Source organism: Streptomyces sp. NPDC002790 (assembly GCF_040295505.1).
Lineage (GTDB): Bacteria > Actinomycetota > Actinomycetes > Streptomycetales > Streptomycetaceae > Streptomyces.
This window is the reverse complement of sequence record NZ_JBEOVM010000001.1, coordinates 99,824-116,287: the sequence shown is the minus strand read 5'-3', so window position 1 is coordinate 116,287 and position 16,464 is coordinate 99,824. Positions and strand designations below refer to the sequence as shown.

Sequence of the window (16,464 nt, the reverse complement as noted above, 5' to 3'; positions counted from 1 at the left end):
GTTCGGGTAAGGTCCGCCTTCTACAGGTGTAGAAGGCGGGTGGAGGGGTCGGTATGGGCGGACGTGCGGACGTCGTCGGAGGCGGAATCGGTGGGCTCGCCGCGGCGATCGGACTGCGCCGCGTCGGCTGGAAGGCGACCGTCGTCGAGCGCGCGGCCGTGCTCGACGATGTGGGCGCGGGCATCTCGCTGGCCGCCAACGGGCTCCGGGCGCTGGACGAACTCGGTGTGGGGGAGGCGGTGCGGCAGGCGTCGCGCGGGCAGTACACCGGAGGCACCCGCACACCGGGCGGCCACTGGCTCGCCCGGATGGACGGTGCGGCGCTGGAGAACGCGGTCGGCACACCCATCATGGGGATCCCGCGTGCCACCTTGCACCGGCTTCTGCGCGAAACCCTGCCCGCCGAAGTGCTGCGCATTGGCCGGGAGGCCGGACCGGTCGGGCAGTGTGGTCCCGGGGCGGTGCAGGTCGAGTGCGGCGACACGACTCTGGACGCCGATCTGGTCGTGGCGGCCGACGGGATCGGCAGCAGGCTCCGCGGCCAGCTCTTCCCCTCCCACCCCGGACCCGTCCACAGCGGCTCGGCCGTCCTGCGCGCCATCACCGACCAACCGATGGGTCTGCGCACCGACTTCGAGCTGACCTGGGGCCACGGCGTCGAGTTCGGGCACATCGCCTTCCCCGACGGCCGCGCCGAATGGCACGCGGTCCTCGACCTCCCCGCAGGGACGCGGTTCGACGACCCACTGGGCGAGTTGCGCCGCCGGTTCCGTACCTGGCACGAGCCGATCCCCGCGCTTCTCGACGCGACGAACCCCGACGCGGTGCTGCACCACGACGTCAACGAGCTGCGTACGCCGCTCCCTTCGTACGCCGTCGGCCGGATCGCGCTGCTCGGGGACGCGGCGCACGCCATGACACCGAACCTGGGGCAGGGGGCGTGCCAGGCGCTGGAGGACGCGGTCACCCTGGCCGCCGCCCTCGGCTCCGAGCCCACCGTGGAGGCCGCCCTCACCCGGTACGACGCCGAACGACGGCCTCGCAGCCAGGCCGTCGCACGCGCCGCGCGTCAGGCCGGACGCATGGGCCAGCGGCTCAGCCATCCGCTGCGCGTCGCCCTGCGCAACACGGCGATGCGCCTGACGCCCTCCCGCGCCGCCGTCCGCATGATCCTCCGGCACCACGACTGGACCCCACCAAGCCTCCGCCACACGGAAGTTGACTGACACTCACCCCGGTGGCCGGGCTCGTCAGGGCGTAGGTACCGGCGCGCCCAAGCGGTACCCGTCGTCCGCGGAGAAGGCCGCGGCCACCGTGAAGCGGTCCGCGCGGACCAGGGTCTGGCGCCATTCGACCTGGCGGTGGGCCGCGTCGTGACCGAGCCGGTCGATCGCGAACAGCGCCGTGGAATCGGGGCAGCCGAGCAGCGTGCGCTCCGCGCGGGTGGGTACGACGGCGCGGATGCGCTCCCAGCCGCCGCTGATGTGCGTACGGCAGTGGCGTTCCAGCTCGTCGTAGAGCGAGGTGTGTGTGAAGTCGACGGCGAGGAGCGGGCGGGCGACGTCCGCGGGGAGCCAGACGCGGTCGACGGCGAGCGGTTCCCCGTCGGCGAGGCGCAAGCGTTCGAGGTGCACGAGTGGCGTGGACTCCTCCAGGCCGAGGCGGGCCGCGATCACGCCATCGGCGCGCTCGTCGAGGCGGCGGATCACGCTGCGCTGGACCGCCCCCACCTCCTCGACGGAGCGGAAGAGGCTGTACGCCTCGCCGACCTTCTGCTCCAGCGGCCGGCTCGCCGCGAACCGCGACACCCTGCCCCGCTGCGCCGTCACCAGCCCCTCCGTGCGCAGCGTGCGCAGCGCCTCGCGGACGGTGTGCCGACTGACCTGGTACTCGGCGACGAGGTCGTGCTCGCCGGGGAAGACGTCCCGGAACTCGCCGTCCTCGAGGCGCCGCAACAGATCGGCGCGGAGCTGGGACCACAGCGGCTTGCCCTTGGTCCGGGTGAGCGGACGAGGACCGGACTGCGAGCTGCTGGTGGGCACGGGATGCATGCTCGTCGATTTGAGGAGACGGTGCAAACCACCGGTCGAACTCCTGGCCGCGCTCACACGAACGCGTCCACCAGCATGAACGCCGCCGTCGCGAGCAGCAGGACCGCGAACGCGCGCTGCAACGCCGGTCCCGACAGCCTGGCCGCCAGCCGCCGCGCGTCCCACGCCCCGAGGATCGCGGCGCCGACGAAGGGGCCGAGCACGGCGGGGTCGATGGAGACACCCTCGGTCGTCATACGTGTGGTGAGGGACACCAGCGAGTTGAGGAGGGTGACGACGAGGCTGGTGCCGACGGCCGCCCGCATCGGCAGCCGCAGCACCGACACCAGTGTGGGCACGGCGAGGAACCCGCCGCCCACCCCAAGGAGACCGGTCACCGCACCGAGCCCGGCCCCGGCCCCGGCGGTCCGCACGGGCTCGGCCCGAGTGGTCGCCGATCGCTGTGCCTCTCGTACTTGTACGAGGCTGGGTGCGTGCCCGGCCGTCGCCGTCACCGGCGACCCGGTGTCCGGCGGCACCGCCTCACCACACGTGCGGGTGCCGCGCAGCATCACCGTGGCGGCCACCGCGGCCAGGATGGCGAACGCACCGGTCAGCAGGGACTGCGGCAGGCGGTGCGCGAGCATCGACGCCCCGATGGTGGGTACCGCGCCGACCGCCGCGAACAGGACGCCGGTCCGCCAGCGCACGGTGCCGGTGCCCATGTGCCGGGCGAGGGCGGTGGCCGAGGTGACGGCGACGATGAGCAGGCTGGTGGTGCCCGCGTCGGCGGGGTCCACGCCCAGGAGGTAGACGAGGGCCGGGACCGCGAGCACACCACCGCCGCCGCCGAGCCCGCCGAGCGCGAGGCCGACGACGGCGCCGCAGAGCACGGCGACGATCAGGACGTTCACGCGGGGACGCCGCCCCCACCGGCCGGGTGCTCGACCGGTCCGCGCCATCCGGCGAAGCCGCCGCGCAGGTCGTCGGCGTCGAAGCCGCGGGCCCGGAGCACGGAGGCGGCCACGGACGAGCGGTTGCCACTGGCGCACATCACGACGAGCGATTGATGCCGATGCGGCGCCAACTCGTCTATTCGCGCGACGAGTTCGGGCAGCGGGATGGTGCGGGCGCCGGGGACGGTGCCGGTGTCGTCGATCTCGCCGGAGGCGCGTACGTCCAGCACAGTGAAGGCCCTGGGGTTGTCGGCGAGGCGGGCGTCGAGGGCCTGTGCCTCCATGCGCGGCGTCGACGTCACGTGCTCGGCACTCAGGGCGTCGGCGGGCAGGGCGCCGACGACCCGGTCGTAGCCGATGCGGGCGAGCCGGTTGCGGGCCTCGCGCGCGGTGGCGGGGTCCCCGCACAGGACGAGGTCGGCCCCGGCCGGGAGCACCTCGCCGCATAGTTCTGCGAACCGGCCGCCGAGCGGGACGTTGACCGAGCCGGGAAGGTGCGCGGCGGCGTAGGCGTCCGGGTCGCGTGTGTCGAGGACGCTCGCGCCGTCGGCGACGGACTCCCGTACGGCGTCCGGGGTGAGCGTGGAGACGGGGGCGTCCTCGTCGAGCACCGGGCGGGCCTCGCGGTTGCGCTCGGACGTGAACGAGAAGTAGGCGGGCGCCGCGGCCTGGCCGGATGTCACGACCTCGACGAACGCGTCCTCGGGCATGTCGGCAAGGGCGTAGTTGGTGACGCGCTGGGTGCCGAGCGTGCAACTCAGCGCCGTCGACAGGTTCTTGCCGCAGGCAGATCCTGCCCCGTGCGCCGGGAAGACGCGGGTCGCGTCGGGGAGGGTGAGCAGGCGCTCGCGGGTGGAGCGGTAGAGGGCGCGGGCCATCTCCTCGGCGGACCGGCCGCGCGCGCTGAGCAGATCGGGGCGGCCGACGTCGCCGATGAACAGGGTGTCGCCGGTGAGGACGCCGTAGGGGACGGGGTCGGCCGCGTGCTCGCGTACGACGACGCAGACCGATTCCTGGGTGTGGCCCGGTGTGTGCAGGATCTCCAGGTCGACCTCCCCGAGGCGGAGGTGCCGGCCGTCGGCGAGGGGTTCGGTGTCGAAGTCGACGTCGGCTTCGGCGCCGTAGGAGATGGGGGCGCCGGTGCGCTCGGCCAGTTCCAGGTGGCCGGAGAGGAAGTCGGCGTGGACGTGGGTCTCGATGACGCGCTCGATGGTGAGGCCGTGGTGTGCGGCGGTGGTGAGGTACTCGTTGACATCACGCTGGGGGTCGACCACGACGGCGCGGCCGGTGGTGCGGTCGCCGATGAGGTACGAGGCGTGCGAGAGGCAGTCGAGGTAGAACTGCACGAATATCAGCGGTCCTGCGCCGTCGTGGGTGACGGGCTCCTGGGGCATGACGGACTCCTGGGTCACGAAGGTGCTCGGGGGAGGTGTGCGGGTTAGGCGTGTGGGTTAGGCGTGCGGGTCACGCGAGGCCGCGGAGCATGAGGTTCCAGTACAGGAACGGCAGACCGTGCCGCTTGAGGTACCACATGTCGGTGCGCTCGCGGACCGTGTCGATCAGCGGGATGGAGGGGGCGGGCCGCCCGCTGTAGTCGAACTCGGCGAGCAGCATCTTGTTGCGGGCCGTGGTCAGCGGGCACGAGGAGTAGCCGTTGTAGACGGCGAGCGGCTCCCGGCAGTGCATCGTGGCGAGCAGGTTCTCGACGACCACGGGCGCCTGTTTGCGAACGGCCGCGCCGGTCTTGGAGTTCGGCGAGGAGCCGGCGTCGCCGAGGGCCCAGATGTTGGGGTACCGGACGTGCCGCATCGTGTGCTGGTTGATCTCGACGTAGCCGGCCGGGTTCGCGGCGTCCGCGAGCGGGCTCCGCTTGATCCAGTCCGGGGCGCTCTGCGGCGGCACGAGATGGGCCATGTCGTACGGGAGGGTCGTCTTGTCGCCCGTGCCGAGGTCGCTGACGACGATCTCGCGGGCGTCGGGGCGGACCTCGGTGACCTCGCTGCCGTAGTGGACGTGGATGCCGTACCGGCGGGCCACGTCCTCCAGGACCCGCGCGAACTCCGGAACACCGAAGATGGTGTCCGTCGGGAGCACCAGGTGGATGTCCATCCGGTCGAGGACGCCCTCCCGGCGCCAGTGGTCGGCGGCGAGGTAGGCGATCTTCTGCGGGGCGCCGCCGCACTTGATGGCGCCGGGCGGCATGCCGAACACGGCGCTGCCCGATCGGGTCTCGCGGATGAAACGCCAGGTCGCGGGGGCGGTGTGCGGCAGGTAGTTGCTGGAGAGCCCGTTCTGGCCGAGTCCGGCGCCGAGGCCGGGCACGCCGTCCCAGTCCAGCTGGATGCCGGCGCAGACCACGAGGTGGTCGTAGTGCACGAAACCTCCGTCGTCCAGGCTCACCTCCTGGGCCTCGGGGTCGACGGCGACCGCGGCGCGCCGGATCCACCGGACGCCCTTCGGTAGCACGGACCGCTGCGGCCGGACGCTCTCCTTCAGCGGCGCCCGTCCGCCACCGACGAGCGTCCACAGCGGCTGGTAGTAGTGCCGCTCGCTCGGGTCGAGGACCGCGATGTCCCGCTCGCCGGCCCGCCGGAGCCGCGCCGCGACCGAGACACCGGCCGAGCCGCCGCCCACGATCACCGTCCGGTGGTGCTGCTTGGTCGCCAAGGAAATCCCTCCCGGTCATGCGCTGCGTAATGTACGTACATCTAGGCTAGGGCGTGCGCCCGCCGACGTACAAGTGACCGCGGGGGTTCCGGCGTAAGCTGTACGTACATTTAGGTGGTCCGTGCGACATGGCCGTCCATCGGGGCCGAGGTACTGGAGGACCGGTGACGCCGAACAGTCCTTGCCGACCGGTCGCTCCTCGGCTAGGCAGTGCATGACAGTGCAAGCGACCACGGACGGGGACCGTCATCATGCGAGTCAAAGCTCTCGATCACCTGGTGCTGAACGTCGCCGACGTCGACAAGTCGCTCGAGTTCTACGTCGGCCGGCTGGGGCTCGTGGCCGAGCGGGTGGAGGAGTGGCGGGACGGGAAGGTGTCGTTCCCGTCCGTACGGATCGACGGCAGTACGGTCATCGATCTGTTCGCCGCCGCGCGGACCGAGTCCAACGTCGATCACTTCTGTCTCGTCGTCGACCCGCTGGACTGGCAGGAGGTCGTCGACTCGGGGGAGTTCGACGTTCTTGAGGGGCCGGTGTCGCGCTGGGGAGCGCGGGGGCAGGCGCAGTCCGTGTACGTCAAGGATCCGGACGGGAACACCGTCGAACTCCGGTGGTATCCGCAGGACGTCGAGGGGTGAGTGTGGGATACACCGGCAGGGGCACCGGTCCGTTGACTGGCTAGAACGGCCGTGCGACTGTGAGAGCGCATTGCCCCTTTTAACCTGCCAAGGCCCCCGCGCGAGCACGGGCCGATTCGAGAATGGGAACCGGATACCGTGACGCTCGGCCATGCGCACACCTCTCAGTCCACCGACGCTCCAGCCGAGAGCGACCGCAGTCTCACTCCGGCACAACTCGAGGCCTACGAGAAGGACTTCGCCGCCCGCCCCGCGAACCGGCTGATGCAGAACGCCGTGACGCAGACGACGGTGGACGACATCGCCCTCGACCGGCGGATCGTCACCGCCATCGACCACTCGGTCTCGCACCACCTGGACGACTGGAAGGTCACCAACCAGAAGCGCAGCGGCCGCTGTTGGATGTTCGCCGGGCTCAACCTGCTGCGCGTCGGCGCCGCGGAGAAGCTCGGTGTGAAGGACTTCGAGTTCTCCCAGAACTACGTGCTGTGGTGGGACAAGTTCGAGCGCGCGAACCACTTCCTGGAGAGTGTCATCGACACCTCCGACCGCGACGTCGACGACCGTACGGTGGCACACCTGCTCGGTGACCCGATCAGTGACGGCGGGCAGTGGAACATGTTCGTGGCGCTGGTCGCCAAGCACGGCCTGGTGCCCAAGTCGGCGATGCCGGAGACCGAGAGCTCCTCGGCGACCGGGCCGATGAACCGGGCCCTGATGAGTCTGCTCCGGCAAGGTGCGCGCGATCTGCGCGCGGCGGCCGTTGAGGGTGTCGAGGCGCAGCGGGCCCGCAAGACGGAGGTGCTCGGCGCCGTCCACCGCGTGCTCAGCATCCATCTCGGCACGCCGCCGCAGACGTTCCTGTGGCAGTGGCGCGACAAGGACCAGGAGTTCCACCGCGACGGCTGGACGACACCCACCGAGTTCGCCGAGGCGTATGTGCAGATACCCCTCGACGAGTACGTGTGCCTCGTCCACGACCCGCGTGAGTCCAGCCCGGCCGGCCGCACCTTCACCGTCGAGCACCTGGGCAACATCGTCGAGGCCCCGCCCGTCGTCTACCTCAACGCGGACATCGACCTGCTCAAGCGGCTCACCATGGAGGCCGTCGTGGCCGGCGAGCCGGTCTGGTTCGGCTGCGACGTCGGCCAGCAGATGCGCGCCGACCTCGGCATCTGGGACGCCGCACTCTTCGACTACGAGGCCGTCTACGACGCGTCGTTCGCGCTCGACAAGGCGGACCGGCTCCTCCACCACGAGACGCAGATGACCCACGCGATGCTCTTCACCGGCGTCGACGTCGTGGACGGTGTGCCGCGCCGCTGGCGGGTCGAGAACAGCTGGGGCGAGGAGAAGGCCGACAAGGGCTTCTGGACCATGAACGACTCGTGGTTCGGCGAGCACGTCTTCGAGGTCGCCGTCCGCCGCTCCGCACTCCCGCCGGAGCTCTCCGCCGCCCTCGACGAGCCGCCGATCGTGCTGCCGACCTGGGATCCGATGGGCGCGCTCGCCGACTGACCGTCAACCGGTTGTCAACCGGCCCTCAGGGGAGCACCGGTGAGTCCGGGGGCATCACCACGGCGTCCAGGGCCTGATGCGCGAGGACCTGCTCCGCCGCCGTGGCGGAGCAGGCGATCCACGTCGCTGTGAGATCGGTGTCGCCGTGCACGAACCAGGAGCGGTCGGCGGGCCACCACAGGTCGGGTACGAGGGCGTTGGCCACCTCGGCGCCCTCCCCGACCTCACCGGCGACCACCATTGCCAGGGCGGTCACGGAGTCGACCGGGCCCTGGAACACGGCGTACCCGCGGTGGGGGAGTTCGAGGCGCGGCGCGTCCGCGATGTCGACGGCCGGCCGCACCCGCCACGATGAGATGCCCGTCCCGCTGGTGAGCACGGCCGTCACCGTGCCGTCGTCGAAGTATCCGCACCCCTCCCACACCCCGAAGCAGCAGTCGTCGGGTGTGGCCGTGCAACCTTTCAGGACCGACGCCAACGGCGCGGCCAGCGGACCCGGCAACGTACCCTCGCCCGGCCCGTCGTCGGTATCGGCATCGTCGTCCTCGTCGCATCCGGACGGATGCAGCACACGTACGTACCGCTCGTACCCGGCAGGCAGTAGCGAACCGATCATGCCGGCCGCGAAGTCCGGCAGGGCCTCGCGGACCCATGCGGCGGCCGTCAGGTCGTGGCAGAGCGTCAGCCCTGCGGGAAGCGAAGACATCGTCACCCGTGCAGTATGCGGCCACGAACATAGGGGAAATCCTTAAGCGCCGCGGAGGAAGTCTGGATATCGCGAGCCACCCGCCCCGCCCTACCGTGACAGCCATGACACCCGTGACACGCAGCGCAGCGGTGGGCCAACTCACCACGAACCAACGATCGTTCCGCGACGCGATGGCGAACCTCTCCGCAGGCGTCAACATCGTCACCACGGACGGACCGCGCGGTCGCGCCGGCATCACGGTGAGCGCGGCCTGCTCCGTCACCGACGAACCGCCCACCATGCTCGTCTGCATCAACCGGTCCAGCCGCAGCCACGACCTGTTCACGCAGAACGGGCGGGTCTGCGTCAACGTCCTCGGGCCCGACCACGCCGACGTCGCCAAGGCCTTCGCGGGTGGTGTGCCCGCCGAGGAACGCTTCGCGGCCTGCGGCGACGTATGGGACCACACACTCGCCGACGTACCGGTGCTCAAGGGCTCCGCCGCCTCGGTCGTCGGGCGAGTCACCGGCACCGCCGAGCAGGGTTCGCACACCGTGATGTTCATCGAGGCCGAGCGGGTGCTCGTCGGGGAGGACGGGGCGGGCGCGCTGGTCTACTTCCGTCGCCAGTTCCACTCGATCCCCGAGTCGCTGACCGCGTGACGGGCGCGCTCCGGCGCGCAGAGAGCTACCCGTCGGTGTCCGCGCCGACGCGGTCGTGAGGGACCCGCTCCGCGAGCGCCCGGCGACGGAAGTCGCGTGGCGTCTGGCCATACGCCGTCTTGAACACCCGGCTGAAGTGGCGTCCGTCAAGGAGACCCCAGCGTGCGGCGATCATGCCGATGGGCTGCCGGAGCGCCGCCGGGCTCGCGAGATCCCGCGCGCACCGCTCCAGGCGGCGCGTCCGGATCCAGCCCGCGACCGTCAGGTCCTCGGCGGCGAACAGCTTGAACAGATAGCGGCGGGAGATCCCGTGCGCCTCGGCGATCGAGTCCGGTGTGAGCCCCGGGTCCGGGAGGCGGCTGTCGATGTGCGCGCGGATCCGCAGCATCATCGCGTGCCCCGGCTCCGCCGGTGCCGCACGGTCGAGGCTCTCCGACAGCAGCGCCGTCATCAGCGACGCCGCCCCGTCGGCGAGGCCCGTCGCCGCGGGTCCCGCGCAGGTACGGGCCTGTTCGCCGAGCGAGCGCAGGAAGGGACCCACCACGGCCGCCACCCCGCTCTCCCCGGCCAGCCGGCGTGCCGTGAGACCGCGCACCGCCTCGGGCCGCACCGGCAGCATCGCCCGCGGCACCAGCATCAGCACGGTGCGGAAGGAGGTGTCGTAGCGGAACGCGTACGGGCGTGTGGTGTCGCAGATCGCGAGGTCACCGGGCCCCAACGCCCCGTACACGCCGTCCTGTTCGACGACACATGTGCCGGCGACCTGGAGCGCCACCTTGTAGTGGTCGACCTCACTCCGCGCCGTCAGCCGCTCGGTGCGCCGCACCCGCAGCGGCCCCGCGCTGATGGAGCCGAGCAGGAGCTGTCCCAGCGCGTCGCAGGTGGCCGTGGCGTGGAAGGCGTCCGCCGCGACGGGCCGGGTGTCGAGCCCGCCGAACACCTGCGACATCTCCCGCGCCCAGTGCTCGAAGCGGTCGCCCCGGGCGACGCCGTCGGTGGTCACGTACTCGGTGCTCGTGCACTCGGTGCTCACGGACTCGGGACTCACGTACGAAGGCATGCTGCGCTCCACCCGCCGGAGGACTTTCGATCAAGGTAGTCCGCGTATGCGTGCATGCAAAGGCGGTAACGGATGCACGCGCCCGCACTCCAGGACCGCCCGCCGCGCGCACAGTTCGTCCCGACCCCATCGAACTCCGGCCCCAGGGAGACCGCGTGATCGAGCAGCCCGCACGACCGGAAGCCGCACCGGAACCGCGCACCCGGCTGCGCAAGGGCGCCGTGGGCGTGGCCGGCATGGTGTTCTTCGTGCTGTCCGCGCAGGCGCCCCTGACCGGCGTCGCGGGGACCCTGCCCATCCCGCTCGGCCTCGGCAACGGCGGCGCGGCGCCCGCCGTCTACCTCGTGGTCGGCGTCATGGTCGCCCTGTTCGCCGTCGGGTTCATCGCGATGAGCCGGCACGTGACCGACGCGGGCGCCTTCTACGCGTACGTGTCCCGCGGCCTCGGCCGGCCGCTCGGCGTCGGCGCCTCGCAGGCGGCGATCCTCTGCTACAGCGCGACGCAGGCCGCGCTCTACGGCCTGTACGGCGTGGTGGCGCAAGGACTCGGACAGCGTTACCTCTCGCTCGACATGCCGTGGTGGGTGTGGACGCTCGCCACGATGCTCCTCGTGCACGCGCTCGGCTGTCTGAACATCGAGCTCGGCGCGCGGCTGCTCGCTGTGCTCGTCGTCGCCGAGACCTCGGTGCTGCTGCTGTTCGCCGGCCGTGAACTCCTCGGCGGGGGTGGCCCGCACGGCCTCGACATCGCCGGGTCGTTCGCCCCCTCCGCCTTCTTCACCGGCGCGCCCGGAGTGGCGCTGACCTTCGCCATCGGCTGCCTCCTCGGGTTCGAGTCGACCGCCCTGTACGCGAAGGAGGCACGGGACCCCGCGCGCACGGTGCCTCGGGCAACCTATGTGTCGGTCGCGGTGATCTCGCTGTTCTTCGCCTTCGTCTCCTGGATGATCGTGAGCTACTACGGCGCGGACCGCGTCCAGGGCGCCGCGCTCAGCGCGTTGAGGGAAGGCGATGCCACCTCCGTCGTCCTCACACCCCTCACGCAGACGCTGGGCGGCTGGGCCGGTGATGTCACGCAGGTCCTGCTGGCCAGTTCGCTGCTCGCGGGCGTCGTCGCCTTCCACAACGGGATCAACCGCTACTTCCACTCCCTCGGCCGGGCCGGGGTGCTGCCCCGCGCGCTCGCCCGCACCAACCGGCACGGGGCGCCGTATGCGGCGAGCCTGGCGCAGACGGCGCTCGCCGCGGTCCTCGTCGTGCCGTTCGCCGTCGCCGGGGCAGACCCGGTGCTCACGCTGCTGACCTGGGGCGGCGGCGTCAGCGTGCTCGCCCTCATGCTGCTGTACCTGCTCACCTCGATGTCCGTGATCGTGTTCTTCCGCAGAACCCGGCTCGATGAAAGGATCTGGCACACCGTGCTCGCTCCGCTGCTGGCGATCGCCCTGCTGTGCGGCGCGACGGTACTGGCGCTGCGCAACTTCACCACCCTGGTCTCCGCGTCCGGCGGCACGGCGCTGGTCCTGGAACTGACCGTGGTCGCGGTGTTCGCCGGGGGAGTGGTCCTCGGCCTGCTGCGGCCGGGCGGGGCGGAGCGGGCACGCACGTACGATGGAAGCGAGGAATCATGAGTGAACCGGCGCCCGACCTCGTCTACGTGCTCGACGACGACGAGCAACTGTGCCTCTCCCTGGCCTGGCTGCTGGAATCCGTGCACATCAAAACGGAGTGGTTCACCGACGCCGACACCTTCCTCGCCGCCTTCGACCCGGACCGCCCGGCCTGCCTCGTCCTCGACGTACGCATGCCGGGCATCGGCGGATTCCACGTACAGGAACTCCTCAACGCCCAGGGCGCGGCGCTGCCCATCGTCTTCGTGTCCGCGCACGGTGACATCCCCATGTCGGTGCGCGCTCTTCAGGCCGGAGCCGTCGACTTCCTGGAGAAGCCGTACGATCCCCAGCGGCTGCTCGACATCCTGCAAAAGGCCCTGCGGGTGGCGGGTGAGCGCTACGCGCGCCGCGCCGAGCAGCGTTCCTTGCGTGAGCGGATCACCCACCTCAGCCCGCGGGAACGCGAGATCCTGCGCCAGGTCGTCGAGGGCATCCCCAGCAAGGTGATCGCGCGGCAGCTCGGCATCAGCCTGAAGACGGTCGACGCCCACCGTGCGCGCATCCGCGAGAAGACGCACGCCGACACCCTCGGCGCCCTCATCGGCGACATGATGCGCTGCGGCCTGCGCCCCGAAGAGGTGTGACACACCCTGATGCCCGCCACCGCCGACCTCGCCTGCCCCGACCTGGCCCGCCTCTTCGAGGTCATCGACCACTGCGTCCTGGTGCACGACGCACACACCAAGGACATCCTGTGGGCCAACCCGGCCGCGCTCACCGCGTTCGGCTTCACCCTCGACGAGCTCAAGCCGCTCAAGGCCCCCGACATGAGTTCCAACGCGGCGCAGTACGCGCGGCACATCGGCGTCGCCTGGCTGCAACGGGCCGCCGACGAGGGCCGCAGCCGCATCGAGTGGTGCTACCGGTCGAAGTCCGGCAGTGACATCCTCAGCGAGGCGCTCGCCAAGCGTGTGGAACTCTCCACCGGCCCCGTCGTCATGGTGCAGTTCCGCGACATCGCCGAGGAGAAGGCCACCCGCCGCGACCTCACCCGCACCGAGGCCAGGCTCCAAGCGTTCCTGCGCAACCTCGACGAGGGCATCGTCGTGCTCGACGACGACGGCCGTATCGTCTTCGCGGGCGAATCGGCCGGCATCCTGCTCGACCGGGACCCCGACGACCTGCACGGCAGCGACTTCACCGAGTTCCTCGCCGCCGACTCCACCGCCGTCCTGCGCGACGTACTGAAGGACACCTCACGCGGCGGCCGGCCCACCGACGCCCGCTACCGCCTCGCGGTCGCCGACGACGCCGGCGGCGGACCCGAGCGCTGGTTCGCGGCGCGCAGCCAGTACATCGACATCGAGAACGACCTGCGGGGCCTGCTTCTCCTCTTCCACGACATCACCGACACGGTGCACACCGAGGAGGAACACCGGCGCGACGCCCAGTACCTCAACCACCTGGCGCGCTACAACGCCATGGGTGACATGGCGATGGCCATCGCCCATGAGGTCAGCCAACCCATCGCGGCCGCCCACAACTTCGTCGCGGGCGCACTCGGCCGCATCGACGACACCCCTGAGTCCGGCTCGCTGCGCTGGGGCCTCGACCACGCCACCCGCCAACTGGAGCGCGCCACCACGATCCTGTCGAGCCTGCGCGCCTACGTGGTGCGCCTGGAGGACGCGAAACGGTCCGTCGACGTCAACGACATCGTCGCCGACTGCGCCTACTTCGTGGACGTACGGGCCAGGGCGCACCAGGTCGCCGTGCGCTGGGAACGGGCGCCGGAGGACCTGCCCGTCAGCTGCGAGAAGGTGCTCATCGGGCAGGTCGTCATGAACCTCGCCTTCAACGCGCTTGAGGAGATGGCCCGTTGGCCCGACGAACCGGGTGAGGTCACCATCTGCACCCGCAGGAACGCCGACTGGGCCGAGGTCGAGGTGCGCGACACCGGCGGCGGCCTTCCGGCGTCCTCGGGCGGGCGGATCTTCGACGGAGTGTTCACCTCGAAGGGCAACGGACACGGCATCGGCCTCGCCCTGAGCCACCGCATCATCACCCGCCACGGCGGCGAGATCGAGGCGTTCCCGAACTCCCCGCACGGCACCGTCTTCCGGTTCAGACTGCCGCTGCGGGCCCCAGCGGCGTAAACGATCAGGGAAATCCCCTACGCTCCACCACCCATTCCCAATTGTTGGCTCACGGTGACCCGCATAGCGTGATGAGTGCATCGAGTTCGAGCGATCAACTCGCAGCCCAGGCAGGGGAATTACTCATGACACAGACGCTGGACCCGCCCTCGACCGCCACCGAAGCGGCCTTCGAGCACGTGCTTGACCTGGTGGCCGAGCGCAGGGCGGAATTCGAGACCGCGCGGCACGTACCACGCGACATGATCGCCGAATTCAAGAAGGCGGGCCTCTACCGCGCCAGTGCCCCCCGCCGATTCGGCGGCGAACCACTGCCACCGGCCGCGTTCCTGCGCCTGATCGAGCGGATCTCGCGGGTCGACGGGTCGGCCGGCTGGGTCGCGAGTTTCGGCTCCTCCCTGATCTATCTCGCGGCGCTGCCACTGGAGACCCAGGAGCGGCTGTACGCGGACGGGCCCGACGTCGCCTTCGCCGGCGGCCTCTTCCCCGTACAGGCCGCCGAACCCGTCGACGGCGGCTACCGGGTCTCGGGCCGCTGGAAGTTCGCGAGCGGCTGCAAGGGAGCCGACGCCCTCGGCGTCGGCATCAAGGTGGGCGAGGACCGGGCGGGCCGGCCGCGCACGGCGGTGCTGCGCCCCGAGGACGTCGAGATCGTCGAGAACTGGGACGTCATCGGGATGCGCGGCACCGGCAGCCACGACCTCGCCGTGGACGGCGTCGTCGTACCCGAGAAGTGGACCTTCGTCCGCGGCGGCGAGCCGACCGTCGACGAACCGCTCTACCGCTACCCGGCCGTGCCCTACGCCGCCCAAGTCCTCGCCGTCGTCGGCCTCGGCGTGGCGCGGGCCGCGCTCGACCAGGTCATCACGGAGGGCGGGCGCGCCAGTTACACCGGAGGCCCGGTCGCGGCCGACCGTGCCGCGTACCGGATCGCGGTGGGCCGCGCGGAGGCCCGGCTGCGTTCGGCCCGCGCGTTCTTCTACGAGATCACCGAAGAGGTGTGGGAGACCGTGCTGCGCGGCGACCCGGCCACCGACCACCAGGCGAGCCTGCTGCGCCTCGCCTCCACGGCCCTCGCGCAGGACTCCTTCGAGGTCGCCCGCAGCGCCTACCAACTCGCGGGCATCCGGGCCATCGCGGACGGCAGCCCGATGCAGCGCTGTCTGCGGGACGCCTCCGTGGTGCCGCAGCACGCGTTCTTGCAGGAGGGCCTGTACGACGGGGCGGGGGCGGTGCTCATGGGCGTCGACCCGTTCCCCGGCTATATCTGACCTTTGCTCACGAGAACCCCTACGGCATGAGAACCCCTAAGAAAGGTGTGACCCACATGTCCGCTTCCCCCCAGACACCTCTGCGGGTGCTGTTCTGCATCGGCGTCAACCAGAACTTCTTCGACCTGCCGACCGGGCAGGGCAAGGCGGTCTGGGACGGCTTCACCAGCATGCTGCGCCAACTGCACGAACTGCCGGGACTGAACGTCATCGGCACCATCGACGACGACCAGCACATGGTCGGTCCCTCCGGCTCCTGGCCCTGGACCAGCTATGTCCTCGCCGACGTCGTGGACCAGCCGACCGTCGCCGCGGCCTGCAACCTCTTCCGTACCGTGCAGGTCGGCGAGCACGGCCTGTGGCGGTACATGAAGATCGAGGCCCGCGTCGGCCGTCCGCTCCCGGACGTGACGAAGTGAGCCCCGAGGGCACGGGGGAGCGCGTGGTCCTGGTCACCGGCGCCGCCGGCGGCCTCGGCGGCTGCATCGCCGCACGCTTCTACGACCACGGATACCGGGTCGCCCTGACCGACCTGGACGAGGAGGCCGCGGTCAAGGCGGCGGCCGAACTCGACCCCACCGGCGAGAACGCCGTCGGCCTCGCCCTCGACGTCCGCGACAAGGACGCCTTCACCCGCGCCCGCGACCGGCTCGTCGAACGCTGGGGCGCGGTGCACGTCCTCGTGAACAACGCCGGGCACTCCAAGGTCGAGTCACTCATGGACATCACCCCGGAGAGCTTCGCCGCCGTGGTGGAGACCAACATGCACGGGACCTTCTTCGGCTGCCAGGTCTTTGGCTCGTACTTCGCCGAGCGAGGCTACGGACGCATCGTCAACCTCGGCTCGCTCGCGGGCCAGAACGGCGGCACGGCGACCGGGGCGCACTACGCGGCGTCCAAGGGCGGCGTCGCGACGCTCACCAAGGTGTTCGCCCGCGACCTCGGCCCGCGCGGCGTCACCGTCAACGCCGTCTCGCCGGGGCCGCAGGACCTGCCGGTGGTGCGGCGCACCGTGGACCCGGAGAAGCTCGCGCAGACCGAGGCGATGATCCCGGTGGGCCGCCTCGGCCGCCCGCAGTTCATCGCCGACATGGTCGTCCTGCTCTCCGCGGAGCACGCGGACACGGTGACGGGGGCGTGCTGGGACGCCAACGGGGGGCTGTTCATGCGGTGACCGCCCAGCCACCGGCCCGTGGCGGTGGGCCGCC

General features: G+C 71.1%; 16 protein-coding genes. 10 read left to right on the top strand and 6 right to left on the bottom strand.

Annotation, left to right across the window (positions count from 1 at the left end; genetic code table 11):
* Positions 1-53: 53 nt before the first annotated feature.
* Positions 54-1,226 (top strand): FAD-dependent monooxygenase, encoded by a 1,173-nt coding sequence (locus tag ABT004_RS00540; RefSeq protein ID WP_351330368.1) that lies wholly within the window; start codon positions 54-56, stop codon positions 1,224-1,226.
* 24 nt (positions 1,227-1,250) lie between these two features.
* Here ABT004_RS00540 and ABT004_RS00535 read toward each other — a convergent pair whose 3' ends face one another.
* From ABT004_RS00535 to ABT004_RS00520, 4 genes are all read right to left on the bottom strand, one after another.
* Positions 1,251-2,051, bottom strand: coding sequence for a GntR family transcriptional regulator (locus ABT004_RS00535; RefSeq protein ID WP_451187042.1), 801 nt, complete (start codon positions 2,049-2,051; stop codon positions 1,251-1,253).
* 53 nt (positions 2,052-2,104) lie between these two features.
* A complete protein-coding gene (locus ABT004_RS00530; protein ID WP_351330365.1) occupies positions 2,105-2,944 on the bottom strand; it encodes a sulfite exporter TauE/SafE family protein in 840 nt (279 codons plus the stop codon).
* Entirely contained in the window at positions 2,941-4,380 is a 1,440-nt protein-coding gene (locus ABT004_RS00525) for an MBL fold metallo-hydrolase (RefSeq protein WP_351330363.1), read from the bottom strand. Before ABT004_RS00525 ends, ABT004_RS00530 begins: the two co-directional genes overlap by 4 nt.
* 70 nt (positions 4,381-4,450) lie before the next feature.
* On the bottom strand, positions 4,451-5,653 hold the full coding sequence (locus tag ABT004_RS00520) for an NAD(P)/FAD-dependent oxidoreductase (protein ID WP_351330361.1): 1,203 nt from the start codon (positions 5,651-5,653) through the stop codon (positions 4,451-4,453).
* Positions 5,654-5,904: 251 nt separating this feature from the next.
* Here ABT004_RS00520 and ABT004_RS00515 point away from each other — a divergent pair, with 251 nt between their 5' ends.
* Together ABT004_RS00515 and ABT004_RS00510 are read left to right on the top strand one after the other, a co-directional pair.
* On the top strand, positions 5,905-6,291 hold the full coding sequence (locus tag ABT004_RS00515; protein ID WP_351330359.1) for a VOC family protein: 387 nt from the start codon (positions 5,905-5,907) through the stop codon (positions 6,289-6,291).
* 138 nt (positions 6,292-6,429) lie between these two features.
* Complete coding sequence (locus ABT004_RS00510) at positions 6,430-7,809, top strand: C1 family peptidase (protein WP_351330357.1); 1,380 nt, start codon at positions 6,430-6,432, stop codon at positions 7,807-7,809.
* A gap of 25 nt (positions 7,810-7,834) precedes the next feature.
* On the opposite strand, the gene ABT004_RS00505 is transcribed toward ABT004_RS00510, so the two are convergent.
* On the bottom strand, positions 7,835-8,521 hold the full coding sequence (locus ABT004_RS00505) for a hypothetical protein (protein WP_351330356.1): 687 nt from the start codon (positions 8,519-8,521) through the stop codon (positions 7,835-7,837).
* Positions 8,522-8,619: 98 nt separating this feature from the next.
* Here ABT004_RS00505 and ABT004_RS00500 point away from each other — a divergent pair, with 98 nt between their 5' ends.
* A complete protein-coding gene (locus tag ABT004_RS00500; RefSeq protein WP_351330355.1) occupies positions 8,620-9,159 on the top strand; it encodes a flavin reductase in 540 nt (179 codons plus the stop codon).
* Between the two features lie 25 nt (positions 9,160-9,184).
* On the opposite strand, the gene ABT004_RS00495 is transcribed toward ABT004_RS00500, so the two are convergent.
* Entirely contained in the window at positions 9,185-10,219 is a 1,035-nt protein-coding gene (locus ABT004_RS00495) for an AraC-like ligand-binding domain-containing protein (protein ID WP_351330354.1), read from the bottom strand.
* Positions 10,220-10,374: 155 nt separating this feature from the next.
* Here ABT004_RS00495 and ABT004_RS00490 point away from each other — a divergent pair, with 155 nt between their 5' ends.
* The 6 genes from ABT004_RS00490 to ABT004_RS00465 all read left to right on the top strand — a co-directional run bounded on the left by ABT004_RS00490 (position 10,375) and on the right by ABT004_RS00465 (position 16,430).
* The gene (locus ABT004_RS00490) at positions 10,375-11,847 is read left to right on the top strand and encodes an APC family permease (protein ID WP_351330353.1); all 1,473 of its coding nucleotides are present in this window, start codon (positions 10,375-10,377) and stop codon (positions 11,845-11,847) included.
* Entirely contained in the window at positions 11,844-12,473 is a 630-nt protein-coding gene (locus tag ABT004_RS00485) for a response regulator transcription factor (RefSeq protein ID WP_351330352.1), read from the top strand. The genes ABT004_RS00490 and ABT004_RS00485 overlap by 4 nt, the downstream gene beginning before the upstream one ends.
* Positions 12,474-12,482: 9 nt before the next feature.
* A complete protein-coding gene (locus ABT004_RS00480; RefSeq protein WP_351330351.1) occupies positions 12,483-13,985 on the top strand; it encodes a PAS domain-containing sensor histidine kinase in 1,503 nt (500 codons plus the stop codon).
* Between the two features lie 125 nt (positions 13,986-14,110).
* Entirely contained in the window at positions 14,111-15,256 is a 1,146-nt protein-coding gene (locus tag ABT004_RS00475; protein ID WP_351330349.1) for an acyl-CoA dehydrogenase family protein, read from the top strand.
* A 56-nt stretch (positions 15,257-15,312) separates the two neighbouring features.
* A complete protein-coding gene (locus tag ABT004_RS00470) occupies positions 15,313-15,675 on the top strand; it encodes a hypothetical protein (protein ID WP_351330348.1) in 363 nt (120 codons plus the stop codon).
* Entirely contained in the window at positions 15,672-16,430 is a 759-nt protein-coding gene (locus ABT004_RS00465; RefSeq protein WP_351330347.1) for an SDR family NAD(P)-dependent oxidoreductase, read from the top strand. The genes ABT004_RS00470 and ABT004_RS00465 overlap by 4 nt, the downstream gene beginning before the upstream one ends.
* The last annotated feature ends 34 nt before the right edge of the window (positions 16,431-16,464 follow it).